This window comes from Corynebacterium marambiense, assembly GCF_016342275.1.
Taxonomy (GTDB): Bacteria; Actinomycetota; Actinomycetes; order Mycobacteriales; family Mycobacteriaceae; genus Corynebacterium; species Corynebacterium marambiense.
This window is the reverse complement of the sequence record NZ_JAEIOT010000015.1, coordinates 116910-135429: the sequence shown is the minus strand read 5'-3', so window position 1 is coordinate 135429 and position 18520 is coordinate 116910. Positions and strand designations below refer to the sequence as shown.

Genomic DNA, 18520 nt, shown 5'->3' with positions numbered 1-18520 from the left:
GCCGAATTTTAGCAGTGCGGAATCATCTTCGGGGCGCTTCAGCACAGGTCGGAGGCACGAACTGTCTTCCCTGCCCCGTACCGGCCCAGATACACACCCCCACACACATTAGAACATGTATTCGATTCAGGTCGGGTGGTGCCCCTCCTCCAATTAAGCTGTCCGGTAACGAGCAGTCCCCGCCCCGTCACCTCCGGAACAGATCCCGGTGGTGCGACGACAAGGATCCCCGCATGAGTGCAGACACCGTCGCAGCCCAACTGACCGCAGCCATCGCCGAGATCCGCCGCACTGATCGGCTCCGGCCGGTCACAATCCTCTGCGGACCGACCGCCCGTGGCGACATCCTGGAGGAACTCACGTCCACGGGCACTCTCCTCGGAGTCACCGTCACCTCGTGCGTCGGGTACATCCTCGGTAGATCGGCGGAGTTGACGGAGAGTGGTGCCGGCGGCGTCCTCCTCGACCGTTCCCGAATCACCGGCTCGGTCATGCGGTTGCTCACTGACACGGACACGGAGTTCACCAGGTACGGCACCGCGGACCAGCCGGCGACGAGAAACGCATTGGTCGCCATCGTCACTGAGCTGCTCTCCCTCCCCGAACATCTCCGGGACCAAACGGGCGGTCGGCTCCTACCCGGTGCATGCATCGACATCGCGCACCACGTCCGGGCGCTGAATCCCGACTGTTTTACCTGGCACGATGCGTGTCAGCACGCCCTCACACCGCCGCCCGACGGAGCTGCGATCATCATCGTCAACGTCATTCCCGCGGACCCCACCCAACGGTGGTTCCTCGACGAACTGGACGCACTCCGAATCGACACCGTCGGGCAGGGCCTCACCGAGGAACGCCCGGAACCTGTGGTGTGGTCCTGCAGCGACGAGAACGATGAAGTGATGCGGGCAGTGCGCCACATCAGGAAACTCGTGGCGGAGGGAACACCGCCGCACCGGATTGCCTGCGGGTGGTGCAGCCCGGACTACGGGCACCGACTCGCTGATGCCCTGACCAGAGCAGCTGTTCCATTCACCGGGTTCTCGGACCTGCGGTGGTCGGATTCCCCCGAGGTACGCGCTCTCCTCCGCATTCTGGCGCTCGATCCGCAGGTACTGCCGCGCCGCGAACTGGCCGCGATTCTCGGGACCGGCACAATCCGGCATCCGGTCGACGGGAAGCCGGTCCACCGGGACGCCTTCGACCGGGTCACCCGGCGCGCGGAGCGTTTCGATGTCCTCGCCGATTGGGAGGAACCGAGTACTTCGGACACCTGTTCCGGTGGGACAGACGGGCATCCGGATACTGACCGGATGAGGCAGTGGGTGCTCGCCCTCCGCGACAATCTCACTGCACTGTGGAACGCTACGACCTGGGATCAGTTCACCAGTGCTCTCCGTTTCCTCGTGGCCACCCAGCTACGCCCAGGCAACAATCCGGACCGGGCAGCCGCGCTCGCCGCGATCACCAGGGCCATCGACAGATTATCCGGCATGGGAGCGCAGCTTCCCCGGTTCCGGATCGATCTCGCGACCGAACTCCTCCGGACGTTCTTCGACGAACCCCAACCTGTCGACACACCGGTCAACGCGATATCCATCGGTGGAATCGACGATCTACCGGGGCGGATCCTCGATGCGGTACTCATTCTCGGTGCCACGGAGCAAGCACTACCCGGATCCGTGAACGAATCCAGCGCCATCACCTTCGCGCAGCGTGGACAGACACCGGAAGGTATCCAGAACACACGAATCGAGGTCTTTCGCCGGGCATGCGCCACGGCACCCGGACACGCCATCGTCAGCTACCCCCGCAGCCACTGCGACGGCTCCGGTGGGGTCGGCCGCTCCCGCCTCATCGACTCCACCCCGGCGGTGGTCTCCGGCGGACTCGTCGATTCTCTCTCTGGAGAGGATGCCGCAGTCCCCGCCGACCCTCAAGAACTGTTGCTGGCGCAGATACTCTCCGGCGCCGAACCGGAACCGTCGATCCGGCGGGCCGCAGACATCATCGGGGCCAGGGAAACCGGTGCCGCCGCCGGGGAACCTTTCAGCGAATACAACGGGTGGATCCCGGAGTTCACCACGGACCTGTTCCAGCGGGAACTGTCGGCGACGACGCTGGAGAGTTACCCGGAGTCCCCGCTGACGTTCCTCATCGAGCGGATCCTCGGTTGCCGGATACTCGAGGACGCTCCCCCGGAAACCGGCATCGACGCCCGCGACCGGGGAACCGTCTACCACCGGATATTCGAACTCTGGACCAAGGAGACCTGGCTGGATGCCACGCCGCGCCCGACCTGCTCGGCGGACATTGACTGGGTACAGGCCCGGTCCCGGCTGGACGCCATCGTCGATGAACAACTCACCGCACTCGCCCCTGCGTCAGGCGCGGGCGCACGCTGGAGTCTGTTTCGTGCGGAGGTGCACACCACAGTCGGCGCCTGGTTCGAGGAAGAACGGCGGGACGCCGTTGAAGGATGGGTACCAGTAGGTGCAGAGCTCGCATTTGGCGGCGTCAACCATGACGGGCAGAACGTCGTTCACCCCCTTGAAATCACCCTGCCGGAGGGGACGGCCCTGAAATTCCGCGGTTCTATCGATCGCCTGGATTACCACCCCGGACAACGGGTTCTCCGCATCACCGATTACAAGTCGGGAAAGCAGATCTACTCCGGGAAGATCAATCAGGAGTATCCCACCGGCGAAAAGATCCTCCGACTACAGCTCGCCCTCTACGGTGCGGCCGTTCGTGCGGCACTCGATGCGGCTGCCCCGCTCTTCCCCGGCCTGAAGGTACCGAGCCACCCCACCACAGGTGCACCACTCGTGGAACTCCCCGACATCGATCCACCGAGCATCGAATCCCGGTATCTGTTCTTTACCGACCACACACCCCAGGACTCGCCGCGCACATCAGCGATCATCATCGATGACACGGTGCTGAAGCATCTGGAGTCGACTCTCCTGGCACTTCACACCCTGATCAGTTCCGGAGTGTTTCCGCCCCAGAGCAGGAACGGAAACACCGGAAACATCCCCCGGCCGAACTACCTCCGGCTCGGCGCCACGAACTACGACCGGGCGGCAGCGGCACTGGCGCTGCGCGGGTTCAACCCGCTCCAAATCACCACCGACGACCACCCCCGGGATCATTCCGGCCCACACACGAGCACGCCCACCACCGCAGCCCCGAGGAAGCAGTGACCCGATGACCACACCCACGCTTCACGACGACGCAGCACGTCGGACGATCACCACCGCAACCGGCATCAACCTCTTCGTCGAGGCCGGCGCCGGATCGGGGAAGACCCACCTCCTCGTCCAGCGCCTCATCACCCTCATCGTCGAAGAAGGCGTCCCCGTCAATAACATCGCGGCAATCACCTTCACGGAGAAAGCCGCCGGTGAACTGGCAGAACGTCTCCGCTCCGCACTTGAGGCCATCGCCGGGACAGGCGTACACGATTCAGGTATCGCGGTCCGCTCCTTTACCGACACCGACACCGCCCGCCGCAACGCCCAGGCCGCGCTCGAACAACTCCCGGCCGCGGCCATCGAGACACTGCACGCATTCTGCCTGCGCATCATCACCCTGCACCCGCTCGAGGCAGGGGTTCCACCAATCATCAAGGTCGCATCCGACTTCACCAGTCTGCTCGCCTCCGATGATCTCGCCGCCGAATTTCTCACCCTCTGCGACGACACGATCACCGGGGCCGCACCGGACCTCACGGGGTTGCCGAACTGCCGCGTACGAGGGGAACAATTCGCCGAGAGCCTCACTGCACTCTCGACGCACGGGGACTGGTTGAACACGGTGCGGGACCGCATCCGGTGGATGGACGAGCACTGGGGAGACCTCGGTCCGACCATCGCTGCTCCCCTCGTCCGACCGGAACCGATCACCACACATGACATCGACGACTACCTCCGGCGTCTCCGCGAACTCCTCCGGAACTGTACGAACACCGAAGACAAGTTCGCCCTCACCGTGGCTTCCTGCATCAACAACGCGGAGGAACTTCTCGCCCACGCCCACCCTGCCCCCGAGTCACTGAAACCACCGTCATTCTCCTGCGGGCGTGGCGGACGGAAGGCCGACTGGGACATCCCCATCGATGACGCCAAGGACCGATTCCAGGCCATCGGCGACGATTGGGCAGCCAGATACAATGCGGAACCTGCCTTCCACGTGAACGTTCTGCGACACGTCATGGCGTGCCACGTCCTCGCCGCGGCGCAACGTCGGATCAACGGTGGCACCCTCGATTACCACGACCTGATCTACGTCGCCGACCGTCTGCTCACCCCGCCACCGGTAAACGTCCAGGACATCGCCGCAGAAACCCGCGAGGTCGTCCGAAACGAACTCCACCGGCGTTTCACGCATCTGTTGATCGACGAGTTCCAGGACACCGACCCCGCGCAACTCCGAATCATCACGGCGATCGCCGGTAACGGTGACGAGCCACACCCCGGACGTCTGTTCACAGTCGGTGACCCGAAACAGTCAATCTACCGTTTCCGGCGCGCCGACATTGACTCATACCTGGCGGCCCGACCGACGGGAGCCCCCGGGCAGCCGGAACTCGTCGAACTCACCACCAACTTCCGTTCCACCGCACCCGTCATTACCTGGGTCAACAACATCTTCGGCGAACTGTTCGCGGACGACGACACCACCGACGACACCCGGCCCCCCGTCCCCTTCGCGGAACTGAGTCCACGCCCCGACGCCCCCACCGGGAACTGTGGCGTCGTCGTGATGAACAACAACCGCGACAACGCCGACGAACTGACCCCCGAGGAAGCGGAGAACACGGACATCGTCGCCGCCATCCGTGCCGCACTCGTCGGCCAGTGGCTTCACCACCCGAGGGGCAGCAGACAGCCCGAACCGACTCCCCTCCGACTGCGCGACATCGCGGTACTGGCCGTGACACACAAGGCCGCCCGCGCGACGATGTCCGCGCTCCGGGACGCGGGGATCCCCTACATCAGTGAAAACTCCTCCCTCGTCTACCAGGGCACCGAAATCGTCGACCTGCACACGGTGCTGCGGGCTATCGCCGACCCGGTGGATGAATTCACCGTCGCAGCGGCCCTGCGCACCAGTCTCATCGGATGCTCCGACAATGATCTCGTCCGGTGGCGGGACGACGGGAACCGCTTCTTCCCCCACCACCGCACCGACGACGTGGACAACCCAATCGCTCCATCACCGGTGGCCGCAGGCCTCACCCTGCTCGGAGCACTCGCCACCGCAACCACCGGGGTCCCCGTCGGTCGGGCCGTCGCCGTGACCATCAATGCGCTGAACATGGACGCCGTCGCCGCCGCCGTCCACCCCGATCCGACCCCGGCTCTCCACCGGATACGGACCGTCCGGGACAACGCCCACGACTACGACCAGGAGGTCGGCGGCGATCTCCGCAGCTACCTCGAATGGGCCGACACCCAAGCCGTCACCACTTCCCGGATGGCGGAACCCGTCATCGACGACACCGGGGACGTCGACGCTGTCCGGGTGCTCACCGTGCACGGCGCGAAGGGCCGAGAATTCCCGATGGTGATCCTCGCCGGGCTCAGCGGACAGAAACGCAACCACACCCCCGAGATCGGATTGAACCGGGATGAATCAGGAAGAGTGGCGATGCGATTGAGTGCCACCTGCCCCGAACTCCGTACCGCTGACTGGGAAACCTGGTCGCAGAATGAGAAGACCGCATCAGAGTCCGAGTGGATCCGCCTGCTCTACGTCGCGGCAACCCGCGCCGAATCAGTGCTCGTCATCCCCATGGAGCCGAAGCTGACGAAGGCCGGGAGAGCGTACTCGAACTGTTCCGGATACCTCCTTCACAATCTCCTTGACCCCGGGAAAGTGACGTTCCCCCGTCTCGCGGACATCGCTCCCGCTCCCGCCCCGGGAGGTACCTCCACCCAGACTCCGGACGACCTCGTACGGAGTACGCAGGAGGTGAACGCCGCCATGTCGGCCGCAACGAGCCGCCCCGGCAGGGCAGCCGTAACCAGGCTCGCACACGGCGACCCCGCTTTCACCGATCTCCCTGACGACTATCCACCCACCACCGGGTTCCGGCTCGCCGGGGCACCGGTGTCAAAGGACCACGGAACCGCATTCGGGACAGCGGTGCACCGGGTCATGGAACGTATCACCGACCCCGGAGAAACCCGCGAACTCGCCGCCGCTGCCGCCCGACTCACCGGACTTCCCCGACAACAGGCCGCCTCCGTTCGCGCGGCGGCGGAGAGTTTTCTCTCCTCACCGCTGATCCAGCGCGCGCTCGCCGGGGAGCACCACAGGGAGTTGCCGGTTGCCGGGCGCGTGGGTGGCATCACCGTCGACGGCATCATCGACCTGCTCTACCGTGACGATGACGGCTGGGTGATCCTCGACTACAAGACCGACGCCGGGCTCAGCGCCACCACCGTCGACGAGTACTTCCGGCAACTGGCGCTCTACGCACACCTCATCGGCGACCAACTGGGATCACCCGTGACCCGCCTGGAACTGGCGGTGGCCCGAAAAGGCCACCCCGAGATCATCACCAGGCACCGCGCACCAGTCGCCGAGTGAACCGGAACCCGGGGCAAATCAGTACCCCTGTTTCGGGTCCACCTCAGTCGGCATCCGGTCCCCAGCTTCCAGTGCATCCAGATTCGCTAACACAGCGTCCGGCATCAGGCGCTGCATGCTCTCGAAGGTGTTCGCCGTGTGCGGGGTGATCACCACATTGTCCAGACCCCACAGCGGATGATCGTCGGGCAGCGGCTCCGGATCCGTGACATCCAACCCTGCCGCCCGGAGCTGTCCCCGCCGCAAAGCCTCCACCAGGTCATCGGTGACCACCAACGGGCCACGACCCACGTTGACCAGCACCGCCGTGTCCTTCATCAGGCCAAGTGTCCGGGTGTTGATCATCCCGCGAGTGTCCTCCGTCAGCGGCGCAGCCAGAATCACGTGATCCGCCCGACGCAACACATCCTCGGTGTGCTGCGCGGTGACGGTCTCGACAGCGCCCTCAACCGGGCGACCGGAATTGTTCACCGCGATGACCTCGCAACCAAACCCAGCGAGCATGGGGATCAGGTCACGGCCGATCCCACCCGCGCCGATCACCGCGACGGTCGAGCCAAACAACCAACCAGTCCCCTCATGCACCGCAGGCGCAGTGTCGAAAGAACGCTCACGGGCCACCTGCACATGCATGTGCAGCGCGGAGAGCAGCAACGCCACCGCAGACTCCGCCACCGGGCGACCGTACACCCCGGAAGCATTCGCCCACCGTCGGGAAGCATCGATATACCCGGCTTCGAAAAAGGCGTCGATCCCGGCCAGACACAACTGGACGAAACGGATGTTGTCCGGCAGGGACTCCGGGAACTCACCGGGCACACCGTTGAATACGAGAAAATCGGCGTCCTCCAGTTTCTCCACCCGCTCGTGACCGCGACCGGACAGCGCATCCACGATGCTGTCCCACTCCCGGGTCTGCATGACGTACTTCATCTGGCCGTTCCTTTCCCGCGCTCGAACGCACCCGGCGCGGCATTGAATCATCTGTTGTCGCTCCAACCTAGCCGTCCACCCGGGCAGCAGGTGCGCGTTTCCGTTTCCCGTCGGCAACGCCACCCGATCGGGATTGATCGCCAACTCCCCGGGTGGTGGGGAGCATGTGAGGAACCAGTCCCTGTGTGTGGTGGCCCGACACCGGTTCACGCCCTCGACGCGTAGTCCGACAGGTAGTCGGCGTGCACCACGGGGCGATGCATCCCCTCCGGAAGTTCAGAGGTCTGTTTCCCCAGCATCGGGGCGAGGGTGTGGGCATCATAGGCGACTTCACCTCGACCAATGATCTCCCCATCGGGGCCGACGATGTCAACGATGTCACCTGAGTGGAACTCTCCGTCGATGCTCGTGATGCCGACCGCCAGGAGGGAGTTACCCCCAGCGGTCACCGCGCGCACAGCACCCGCGTCGATGCGCAGAGTACCGGCACTGTCTGCGGCGTAGAGCGCCCAAAACTTCCACGCCGAGATCCGTGTCGTCTTCGGGTGGAACACCGTCCCCACGTGCCCGGAGTCCAGGGCTTCACCGATCTGCACCGCGGAGGTCAGCAACACGGGGACACCGCACCGGGACGCGAGACGTGCGGCCGACACCTTCGACGCCATGCCCCCGGTGCCCACTCTGCCGCCGTCACCCGCGACGACATCCCGTAGATCGTTTCCGTCCCGGACCTCACCGATGAAACGGGCCTCCGGGTCGACCGGGTTGCGGTCATACAGGCCGTCCACGTCGGACAGCAGGTAGAGTGCCTCCGCACCGGCGAGGTGCGCGACGATTGCAGCCAGCCGGTCATTGTCCCCGAAGCGCATCTCGGAGTGGGCCACGGTGTCATTCTCATTCACGATGGGTGTCACCCCGAGCTGACGCAGCTTGTCCAGTGTGCGCTGTGCATTCCGCGTCCGGTCCCGCCGCCCTGCGTCCGAAGCGGTGAGCAGTACCTGCGCGGTCGGGCGCCCGTAGCGGGCGAAGGATCTGCCCCACTCGTGGGCGAGATACACCTGCCCGACAGCCGCGACAGCCTGCTTCGCCGCGAGGTCGGTGGGACGTTCAGTGAGATTCAACGGTCCCATCCCGGATGCCACCGCACCGGAGGACACGATGATCACGTGGGTTCCCGCGCCCTGCCGTGTCTGCACCGCATCGACGATGCGGTCGATGGCAGCCGGATCCACCCGATTGTCTGCACCGGTCAGAGATGATGAACCGATCTTGACCACGACGCGGCGGGCCGCGGTGATCCGCGCCCGCAGTGCGGTCTCAGCATCGGGTCGGGTCGGGGAAACGGGAGTCCTCGTCATGTGGACAGTCTAGAACCAGCACCCGGATACAACGGACGCCCGCCCCGCCGAAAGGAACTTCCGGGAGAGACAGGCGTCGACAAGCAGTGGATCAGCCCTGCCAGCGCTCCCGGTCGGCTTCTTCGCCGTCGCCGAAATCGAACTCGTCGATGAGACCACGGCGCACCTGGGACGCGCGCTTGCGCTCCGCGGCGGACACGCGGCCGGTCTGCTCGAGTCGGCCGTCCGTACCGCGGCCGGTCGGGGTCAGGTCCACACCAGCGGCGGTCATCGGCTCCCACTCGAAGGAAAGCTCACCGATGGTCACGGTGCAGCCCGCTTTGGCTCCGGCCTTGAACAGCGCATCCTCGACGCCGAGCTTCGCCAGCCTGTCCCCGAGGAAGCCGACCGCCTCGTCGTTCTCGAAATCGGTCTGCCGGATCCAGCGTTCGGGCTTCTCACCGCGAACGAGGAACGCGCCCTCCTCCGCCGGATCAGCCTCGATGACGAAGTCCCGGGTCTTGCCCTTCGCGTCGACGGGCTTCGGACGCACGATGGTCCGCGCGTCCGATTCGGCGATCGGATTCTCCCTGCGGTGGGTCTCCACCATCTCCATCAGCTTGTACTTCAGGGGGTCGAGGCCCTTCTGCGCCACGGCGGAGATGATGAACACCGGCCAGCCGAATTGTTCCTCCAGGTCGGCGCGAACGAACTCAGCGAGTTCCTCCGCCTCCGGAATGTCAGCTTTATTGAGGATGATGATGCGGGGCCGGTCTTTCAGATCACCGAGGCCGGTGTCCTTGTCCAACGCGGACTCGTAGGCCGCCAGTTCCCCTTCGAGGGCCTCGATATCGCTCGCCGGGTCTCGACCCGGTTCGAGGGTCGCTGCATCCACGACGTGCGCAAGCACCGCCGTCCGTTCGATGTGCCGGAGGAAGTCCAGGCCAAGCCCTTTGCCTGTCGACGCCCCCGGAATCAATCCCGGTACGTCGGCGATGGTGAAGGTGCCGTTCCCGACGTTCACCACACCCAGGTTCGGGCGCAACGTAGTGAAGGGATAATCCGCGATCTTCGGCTTCGCGGCACTGAGTACGCTGACCAGTGAGGATTTACCCGCGGACGGGAACCCGACGAGACCGACGTCGGCCATCGACTTCAGTTCCAGGATGACGTCATGCTCCTCGCCGGGTTCGCCCTTCAGTGCGAAGCCGGGGGCCTTGCGCGCGCGGGATGCCAATGCGGCATTACCGAGGCCGCCCTGCCCGCCCTGGGCCGCAATGTAGCGCATCCCGTTCGCGGTGAGGTCGGCCATGACCTCGCCCTTCTCGTTCAGCACGACGGTGCCTGCGGGCACCTCGAGGACGAGGTCCTCACCTCGGGCGCCGTTGCGATGATCACCCGCGCCGTTACCACCACGGGACGCCTTGATGTGCGGGCGGAAGTGGAAATCGAGGAGGGTGTGCACCTGGGGCGTCACCTCGAGGATGATGTCACCGCCGTGCCCACCGTTGCCACCGTCGGGGCCGCCGAGGGGCTTGAACTTCTCACGGTGAACGGAGGCGCAGCCGTTCCCGCCGTCGCCGGCGGACAGATGCAGGACCACGCGGTCCACGAAACGGTTGCTCATTACGTTGAAAGGCTTTCTTGTTGAAGAAAAATGCTCCCTCCAACCTACCGAACATGCGGCTCAGGGCCTACTCTCCGGGAAAACCGTCCGACACCGGGACCGCACAATACCGGCGTCTGACAGTCGGAAACTCACAGGAGCGGAGGGTCGGACGATACCGCGTGACACCCACGAGCCCGGCCGTCGTCGTCACCGGGCCGGCTGCCCGGAGTACCCGAACGAACCGGCACATGAATGGTGGGACCCCGCGCGGTTCCCCGCTGAACTCCTTCCTCAGGGGCGTTCATCTAGGCTCGGGATAATCAATCAGATAGCGGGAGTGAAACGCATGCCCGAACACCCGATCACCGTCGTGGGGGCCTCGGGATACCTGGGGCGGTATATCGTCGCAGAACTCGACGCCCGCGGCCACCGGGTCCGTGCCGTGGTGCGCGATCTCACCCGCTCTGCTCAACCGGGCCCGCACGGTTCCCCCGCACTGTGCGGTGCGGGCACGGAACTGGTTCGTGCGGACGTCACCGTACCGGGCCAGGTCACGGGGCTTCTCGACGGTTCGAGGCGGGTATTCTCTGCGCTCGGTGTGACCCGGCAGAAGGCAAGCCCGTGGGATGTAGATTTCCGGGCCAACCTGACGATTCTCCGGGAAGCGGAGCGGATTGGAGTGGAGTCGATGCTCTATGTCGGTGTACTCGGCGTGGAGCGGGGTACGTCACTGGTGGCCCGGTCCAAGACAGCTTTCGCCGCAGCCCTGGAGTCTTCATCGGTGGGCGGTCAGATCGTCAACCCCTCCGGATATTTCTCGGACATGGCGTCTTACGTGACGCTCGCCCGGAGAGGGTTCGTGATCCTTCCCCCTGACCCCGATATGCGCCTGAACCCGATCCATGGGGCTGACCTCGCGGCTTTCTGCGCGGACCTGTCCGGGAATCAATCGGTGCCCCACTCCATCCGGGTTGAGGTCGGCGGCCCGGATGTGCTCACCGCCCGGGAAATAAGCCAACTCGCCGCCGACGCAACTGGAACCAGGCCGCATACGTTGCGCATACCCAGGCGGCTACTCAACGGCGCGGTCTGGACCGCAACCCGGATCAGCGAACGCCACGGAAACCTGGCGAGGTTCTTTGCGGAAGCCAGGACGGGAGACGCGGTCGGACGGTGCACCGGCACCCGTCATCTGTCCGACTGGTTTCAAGAGATCGCGTGATGGCATGAACCGCGACATCTTGACCAGCCGGGATCGACCAGCCATCCCAAGTTCCACACGTGCCCCGGGGAATGAGAAAACTGCCGGCTCCACAGTGGTAAAGCAACGCGGAGACCACCCAGCGGTCTAACCTTCAGCATCTCGTTCCAGAATATCGAGTATCTCGGTCGCCTCCCAGAATTCCGCCGCTCCACGACCGAACTTCCCCTTACTCGTGACCCAAGCATACTCCGAGGATGAAGCAAGGTTGAGCACATTTCGAGCTCCTTGATTCGAAATTCCGAGTTCATTCTGCACCTTTTTTACGGTCACGATCGGCATACCGATCAGAATGTCAGCGAGGCCGTATAGATTGGGTTTCCCGCTGCCCCGTGCCTGTTCTCGGAATTTCTCCCGGACTTCCACAAGGCCTTGTGCACGCTCGACGGCGTCGATCGACTGATCGCGGACAGCCCCAAGAAAGAACTGCAACCAAGGAACCACGTTTCCTTCCTCACGAACAGTCTGGAGCGTCTCATAATAGCGATTCCGGTTCCTCTCAAAATAGCCTGAGAGGTAGAGCAGTGGCTCGTTCAGCCTGCCAGAGCTCTTGAGAAAGAGATTGATCAGGAGTCGACCCATCCTCCCGTTTCCGTCAAGGAAAGGGTGAATCGTTTCAAACTGATAGTGCATGAGTGCTGCTCTAATGAGTACCGGCATGTCGCTGCACTGCTCGTTGACATAGCATTCCCAGTCAGTCAGCAGCGCCGGTAGTTCATCGGCGACGGGAGGGACGAACCGTGCGGTGTTCAGAGTCGCTGATACTCCGCCTATCCACACTGGGCTTCGCCTCAGCTCGCCTGGATTCCTTTCAGCCCCCCTTACATCGCACATAAGGTCGGCGTGCACCTGACAAATCAACCGCTGACTGATCGGTAGTGACTCTAACAACGTATAGGCGAGTTTTGAAGCAGAGAGATAGCGTTGAACCTCTCTCGTATCGTCGCTGTTCTGGCTTTGCGACAACTCACTCTTCAAGACATCTGAAATGGTCGCTCTTGTACCTTCAATCCTGGTACTGGCCACTGCTTCAGCTTGCTGATACGGGCGTATCAGCAAGCTGACATCTTTGACAATCGATCCCAGTCCGTCAAGTCTCCCGAGCGCGGCGTCCGCTTCTGACAGGATCACCATCAATTCCGCCGCTTCAGGCAGTGTGCGTGGGATTTTCTTCGGTAAATAATAGTCAAAAGGTGGCCCTACGCGGCAGGTACGAACCTCTCCGAACTTAGAGTCTCGGTACTGTTCCCTATCCCATCAATCTCCTTCTTCAGTCATTTGGCGCGCCGCTGTACCGACCGGTGCATGGGGTGCACTACAGGGCGCCCCCAGACCATCACTGACTGCCGCGAGACATCCAGGATGCCCATGATGGCACGAGCTTACCGAGGATTCGGGAGCAGTGAGCGCACGAGAACACCAGCCAATGCAGCCCTCCGATCGCGCCCATACCCGGCGAAAAGCACCGGAGCCCCGGGGCTTCTTCGCCTACGGCTCCCGACCTCAGCTTCCCAACCGTTGGGAAGTTCCCCACCACGCTCCCAGAAAAACCCCACATCGTGGGAAGTATCACATCAGCTTCCTAACTATTGGGAAGTTGCCTACCACGCTCCCAGAAAACCCCACATCGTGGGACGTCGAGGCCGGTCAACCGTCATGAGCACGAAGATGCCGAATGCGCGATCGCCGCCCGCTGCGCGGTGTCGGGGAATGTCGTGAAACGCCAAGAGCGGCGCCCGCCTTCCCGCTCGGGGAGGTGGGCGCCGCTCAGACAGCTTCGCTGAGAAGTGAACCGGTGGGACTAGACCGCAGCCGGGACTTCCTCGACGATATTGATCATGCGACGGTTGCGCTTGGTGGAAAACTGCACGGAGCCCGCCTTCAGAGCGAACAGCGTGTCGTCTCCGCCGCGGCCGACGTTCTCACCGGGGTGGAACGAGGTACCGCGCTGACGAATCAGGATTTCGCCGGCCTTGACCCGCTGACCACCGAAACGCTTGACGCCGAGACGCTTTGACTCGGAATCGCGACCGTTGCTGGAGCTGGAAGCACCCTTCTTATGTGCCATTGTCTGTCTCCCTCCTTCAAAGGAAAAGATCGATGAAAGCCGGCAGGCTTACTTGATGCCGGTGACCTTGATGACGGTCAGCGGCTGACGATGGCCCTGACGCTTCTTGTATCCGGTCTTGTTCTTGTACTTGAGAATTCGGATCTTCGGGCCCTTGGTGTGCTCGACGATCTCTGCGTTGACGCTCACCTTGGCGAGCTGGTCAGCGGCGGTGGTGACGTCGGCGCCGTCGACGAGCAGAACCGGGGTGAGAGCCACGGACGAACCCGGCTCACCCTCGATCTTCTCGACCTTGACGAGGTCACCTTCGGCAACCTTGTACTGCTTGCCGCCGGTCTTGACGATCGCATACATAGGAGGGCTACCCCTTTTTCTAAAAACTCGGATGAGTGCGCCGCCGTAGAGCAGCAGCACTTTCAATGGACTGTGTTGAACACTTGCGTACCAGACCTCACGGCCCGCGGTGAAGCGGGCCGTGCAACCGGCGGATAGTGCACACCGACATGGTCTGGAACAGCGACTGTCAAAGACTACCGCCCCGGACAGTCAAAAGACAAACCCACTACCGCCGTCCGGGAACTTTCCGGACGACACGCCGCCGTCCGCGTTGTCCCCGCTTCGGGCGTTCAGCTGTGGAGCCGTCGTTGACGGGCGACTGTGACCCGACGCTCTCAGAGGTATCACCGGCGGGATCACCCGATCCGGGGCCCTGTGCCTCCACGGCGACGGGTGTGGCGATCCGGCGGACGATGCGGCGCCTACCCCGGCGCAGCTTCTTCACCTGAACACCGCCACCGGTCGATTCCACGGGGGCTTCTACTACTGTGTCTACCGGGGTGGGTGTCTCGGCGGCGGCCGCCTCAGCCGCCTCGGCGTCCGCGATCTGCTTCTTCGTCAGGCGCTTCGTCACCCGACGGCGACCACGACGCCCCGCCGGGCTTTCCTCCGTGGATGCGGAGTTGGGGTCCTGCGCCCGCGGGGTGATGGAGTTGTCCTCCGCAGCTGCCTGATCATCGGATTCGCCGGCAGCGGCCGTACCGGAGCCACTGCCATCGGGGATCAGCCGTACGTTCTTCGCGATACGGCGACGGTCCCGGCGCGCGGCGGAGGCGGAACGCTCCTCCCGGTCTGCACCGAAATCGGGTTCCCGATCCGCGTTCCGACGGGCGGGTTCCTCTGCGGGCTCGTCGTCGCGGTGGACTTCTTCGATGTCTTCATCAGCCAGCGGTCCCGAAATGAAGTCGGACCGCTTCGGCGGGAAGTCGGACACGGAGTTACCGCGGGTCCTGCGCTTGCGACGCGGAGACGCCTCGAATACTGCGAGCGCTTCGCGGTAGCTGTCCGCAGGCAGGTAGTCGGCACCCGATGGTTCGTCGGGATCCTCTACACCAGCACGTGCGACCGCCGCAGCAGCGATGGACTCGACAGTATTCATCTCCTCCGCGCGATCGTCCCGTCCGGAATGGCGCGCCGGTTCCCGAGGTGATTCCTCTCCGGAATTGGAGACACCGGAGCGCTGGTCATCGGCCTGCGGCGCCCGGGTCGACCGCCGACGACCACGGCGACCACCGCGCGGGCGGTTGTCCCGGTCCGTCTGCCCATCCTGCCCGTCACGGTCAGCCCGGGGGTCATCGAGATCGGTCCCCTGGGTGTCCTCGACGGACACGTCGGTGTCGTCCGCATCCCTACCAGTGATTTCGGTGGTTCCGGTACTGGTACGCCGGGTGCCGCGACGACCTCGACGAGAAGAACCGGGACGGTCTCCGCGACGGGTGTCCTTCGCCTCGATGTCGTTGCCACTCTCCTCGTCGACACCCGCAACAACGGCGTCGGCGAGCTCCTCGATGGACGGAGTGTCCGCGGAATCGCTGTCGCGGTTGTCTGCGTGTGATTCTTCGTCGTGGTCCGTGTCCTTGTGCAGGGCCACGGCAGCGGGATGCTCCGCCGGGCGGCGTCCAGCGCTATCGTTACCGCCCTTGCGTCCACGGCGGGAACGCGGCGGCTCATCCTCGTGCTCGACGGGGTCGGCGTGGATCACGAGACCACGGCCGTCGCAGGTTTCACACTCGGTGGAGAAGGTCTCCAGAAGACCGGTACCGAGCTTCTTTCGCGTCATCTGAACGAGTCCCAGCGAGGTGACCTCGCTGACCTGGTGGCGGGTGCGGTCACGGCCGAGTGCCTCGGTGAGACGGCGCAGCACGAGATCCTGGTTCTCGGGGAGAACCATGTCGATGAAGTCGACGACGATCATCCCGCCGATGTCGCGCAGACGCATCTGCCGGACGATCTCCTCCGCGGCCTCGAGGTTGTTCTTGGTGACGGTCTCCTCGAGGTTGCCTCCGGATCCGGTGAACTTACCCGTGTTGACGTCGATGACGGTCATCGCCTCGGTGCGGTCGATGACGAGGGAGCCTCCGGACGGCAGCCACACCTTACGGCTCAGTGCCTTCTGCAGCTGCTCATCGATGCGGTAGTGCTCGAACACGTCGACGCCGCCGTTCGCGTTCGCATCGTAGCGTTGCATCCGCTCCTCGAGATCGGGTGCGACGCTACGGATGTAGGCGTTGACGGTGTTCCAGGACTTGTTGCCCTCGACGACGAGCGCGTCGAAATCCTCATTGAACAGGTCGCGGACAACCTTGACCAGCATGTCCGGCTCCTCGTAGAGGGTGACCGGCTTCGATCCTTTGGACTTCTTCTCCTCCTTGACCTTCTCCTGGATGTCCTCCCACAAGGAATGCAGGCGGTTGACGTCCGCCGCGATCTCTTTTTCATCGACTCCCTCGGCCGCGGTCCGGATAATCGCACCACCACTGGAAGGAACAACCTCCTTCAGGATCGCCTTGAGGCGCTTGCGCTCGGTCTCCGGCAGTTTCCGGGAGATACCGGCGCTGCGACCACCGGGTACGTAGACGAGGAAGCGCCCCGCGAGAGAGATCTGGGTGGTCAGGCGGGCACCCTTGTGCCCCACCGGGTCCTTGGTGATCTGGACGAGAACCTGATCCCCGGAATGCAGCGCGTGCTCGATGCGGCGGGAGCGGCCGCCAAGACCGGCGGACTTCCAGTCGACCTCGCCGGCGTAGAGCACACCGTTGCGCCCCTTGCCGATGTCGATGAACGCGGCCTCCATGGAGGGCAGGACATTCTGCACACGCCCGAGGTAAATGTTGCCGACCATGGACGACTGGGTCTCGGAGGTGACGAAGTGCTCGACCAGCAGGTCGTCCTCCAGGACGCCGACCTGGGTGACGGAACCGGGATGGTCCGTCCGGGCCTTCTCACGGACAACCATGGTGCGTTCGACGGATTCGCGGCGGGCGAGGAACTCGGCCTCCGAGACGACGTGCCGCTTCTTGCGCCCTTCTTCGCGCAGTTCGGTCCTGCGGCGGCGCTGCGCCTCGAGGCGGGTGGAGCCCTTCAGGGCGACGGGTTCGTCGGGCAGGTCCGCGGTGTCGTCGGTGTCGTCGTCCCTCGGCGTCGTATGGCGTTCGTCACCGCTCTCGTTGTCACTGTCCTCCGTGCCTCGGCCGCGGCCCTTGCCACGGCGTCCGCGGCGCTTGCGTTTGCCGCCGGACTCGGATTCGTCGTCACCGGAGTCAGTGTCGTCATCCTGCTCGTCCGCGTCATCGCGGGTCTCCGCAGGTGTCGGCGGCAGAAACACGGGAGCGATGAACGCCGGGCTCTCCGGGGCCGGGGTGACTGCGGAGATGACGTCCTCGAGGGGCTCCGCCTCCTGCTCCTCCCGGACAGCTTCCTCGATATCGATGTGAGCCGCGGTGGACGTTTTCCCGTCATCGTCGGCGTCGCGGTCGGCGCCGCGCTCGCCCTCGGCGAGTTCACGCTCGACTTTCTCCTCGATCTGGTGAATCTCGTTAGCGACGTTCTTCTCCACCCGCACACGAATCTTCTCGACAGGTTCGCCGTTGGGCGGCTCGGGCGCATCATCGGCGGGAACCGACAGAACATCGAGCAGCCGGTTCGCTTCCTCGATGCTCAGCGAGGACTGGGCGACCTTGACGAGCCCCATCGTGTCCAGGGTGAGGATGAGGTCTTTCGAGGTGGTGGCGAGGAGTTTAGCGAGTGCGTGTACCCGGGTCTTGGGGCCCAGTTTCGATCGGTCAAACTCGGCAGCGAGCCGAGCCGTCGCATCTGCGGGGACCTCGGCGGCCGCCGCTATCTCCGACACCGGGGCAGCCGACAGGTCGGGTTTACGCGTGGTCCGGCGGCGTGGTGTCTTCTTCGGTTCCCGGGTCGGCTCATCCCTGGAATCCGAGGCAGGTGCTGGTGCTTTCTTCCGGCTCTTCGCGGACGTCGCGGAACGGGTAGTCCGCTTCTTGGCCGCCACGGGCTTCTCGTCCTCCGCGGGGATCGTATCGTCTGAGGTGCTCTTCCCGGTGGCCGCTGTCGTCCTGGGCGCCGACTTTCTGGTGCCGCGTTTCCTCGCCGGAGCTTTTCCGGCGCCGGATGCAGGCTCCGTCGCGGTGTCCGTGGTGTCCGTGGTGGCGGACTCAGTCGCGGAGCCCTCGGCGGGGCCTGCCGTCTTGCGGGTGGTCCTGCGCGTGCGCTTTACCGGGGCGTTCACGGGTGTGTCCCCGATATCCCCATCCCCGGTGCCGACGGACTCTGCCGCGGCTTCCGCGGAGGTCTTCTTCGTCGTCCGCTTCGCGGTTCGGCGGGTCTTCTTCGGTTCTGTACCGGTGGTCTCAGCCACA

At 64.3% G+C, this 18520-nt stretch carries 10 protein-coding genes; 3 read left to right on the top strand and 7 right to left on the bottom strand.

Going from position 1 to position 18520, the window contains the following annotated elements:
- Positions 1-233 precede the first annotated feature (233 nt).
- Together JDV76_RS10920 and JDV76_RS10915 are read left to right on the top strand one after the other, a co-directional pair.
- Positions 234-3206: a PD-(D/E)XK nuclease family protein gene (locus tag JDV76_RS10920; RefSeq protein ID WP_198736923.1), complete on the top strand. Its 2973-nt coding sequence runs from the start codon at positions 234-236 to the stop codon at positions 3204-3206.
- Positions 3207-3210: 4 nt separating this feature from the next.
- The gene (locus JDV76_RS10915) at positions 3211-6600 is read left to right on the top strand and encodes a UvrD-helicase domain-containing protein (RefSeq protein WP_198736922.1); all 3390 of its coding nucleotides are present in this window, start codon (positions 3211-3213) and stop codon (positions 6598-6600) included.
- 18 nt (positions 6601-6618) lie between these two features.
- Here JDV76_RS10915 and JDV76_RS10910 read toward each other — a convergent pair whose 3' ends face one another.
- The 3 genes from JDV76_RS10910 to obgE all read right to left on the bottom strand — a co-directional run bounded on the left by JDV76_RS10910 (position 6619) and on the right by obgE (position 10497).
- The gene (locus JDV76_RS10910; RefSeq protein WP_198736921.1) at positions 6619-7533 is read right to left on the bottom strand and encodes a D-isomer specific 2-hydroxyacid dehydrogenase family protein; all 915 of its coding nucleotides are present in this window, start codon (positions 7531-7533) and stop codon (positions 6619-6621) included.
- 206 nt (positions 7534-7739) lie between these two features.
- On the bottom strand, positions 7740-8891 hold the full coding sequence (gene proB, locus JDV76_RS10905) for a glutamate 5-kinase (RefSeq protein WP_198736920.1): 1152 nt from the start codon (positions 8889-8891) through the stop codon (positions 7740-7742).
- A 91-nt stretch (positions 8892-8982) separates the two neighbouring features.
- Positions 8983-10497, bottom strand: coding sequence for a GTPase ObgE (gene obgE, locus JDV76_RS10900; protein ID WP_198736919.1), 1515 nt, complete (start codon positions 10495-10497; stop codon positions 8983-8985).
- A gap of 328 nt (positions 10498-10825) precedes the next feature.
- Here obgE and JDV76_RS10895 point away from each other — a divergent pair, with 328 nt between their 5' ends.
- A complete protein-coding gene (locus JDV76_RS10895; RefSeq protein ID WP_198736918.1) occupies positions 10826-11701 on the top strand; it encodes an SDR family oxidoreductase in 876 nt (291 codons plus the stop codon).
- Between the two features lie 126 nt (positions 11702-11827).
- Here JDV76_RS10895 and JDV76_RS10890 read toward each other — a convergent pair whose 3' ends face one another.
- The 4 genes from JDV76_RS10890 to JDV76_RS10875 form a co-directional block, all read right to left on the bottom strand.
- Positions 11828-12871, bottom strand: a complete 1044-nt coding sequence (locus JDV76_RS10890) for a Fic/DOC family N-terminal domain-containing protein (protein WP_198736917.1) — start codon at positions 12869-12871, stop codon at positions 11828-11830.
- A 670-nt stretch (positions 12872-13541) separates the two neighbouring features.
- A complete protein-coding gene (gene rpmA, locus JDV76_RS10885) occupies positions 13542-13808 on the bottom strand; it encodes a 50S ribosomal protein L27 (protein ID WP_198736916.1) in 267 nt (88 codons plus the stop codon).
- Between the two features lie 48 nt (positions 13809-13856).
- The gene (gene rplU / locus JDV76_RS10880) at positions 13857-14162 is read right to left on the bottom strand and encodes a 50S ribosomal protein L21 (protein ID WP_198736915.1); all 306 of its coding nucleotides are present in this window, start codon (positions 14160-14162) and stop codon (positions 13857-13859) included.
- A 208-nt stretch (positions 14163-14370) separates the two neighbouring features.
- The gene (locus tag JDV76_RS10875; RefSeq protein ID WP_418884425.1) at positions 14371-17994 is read right to left on the bottom strand and encodes a translation initiation factor IF-2 N-terminal domain-containing protein; all 3624 of its coding nucleotides are present in this window, start codon (positions 17992-17994) and stop codon (positions 14371-14373) included.
- Positions 17995-18520: the final 526 nt, after the last annotated feature.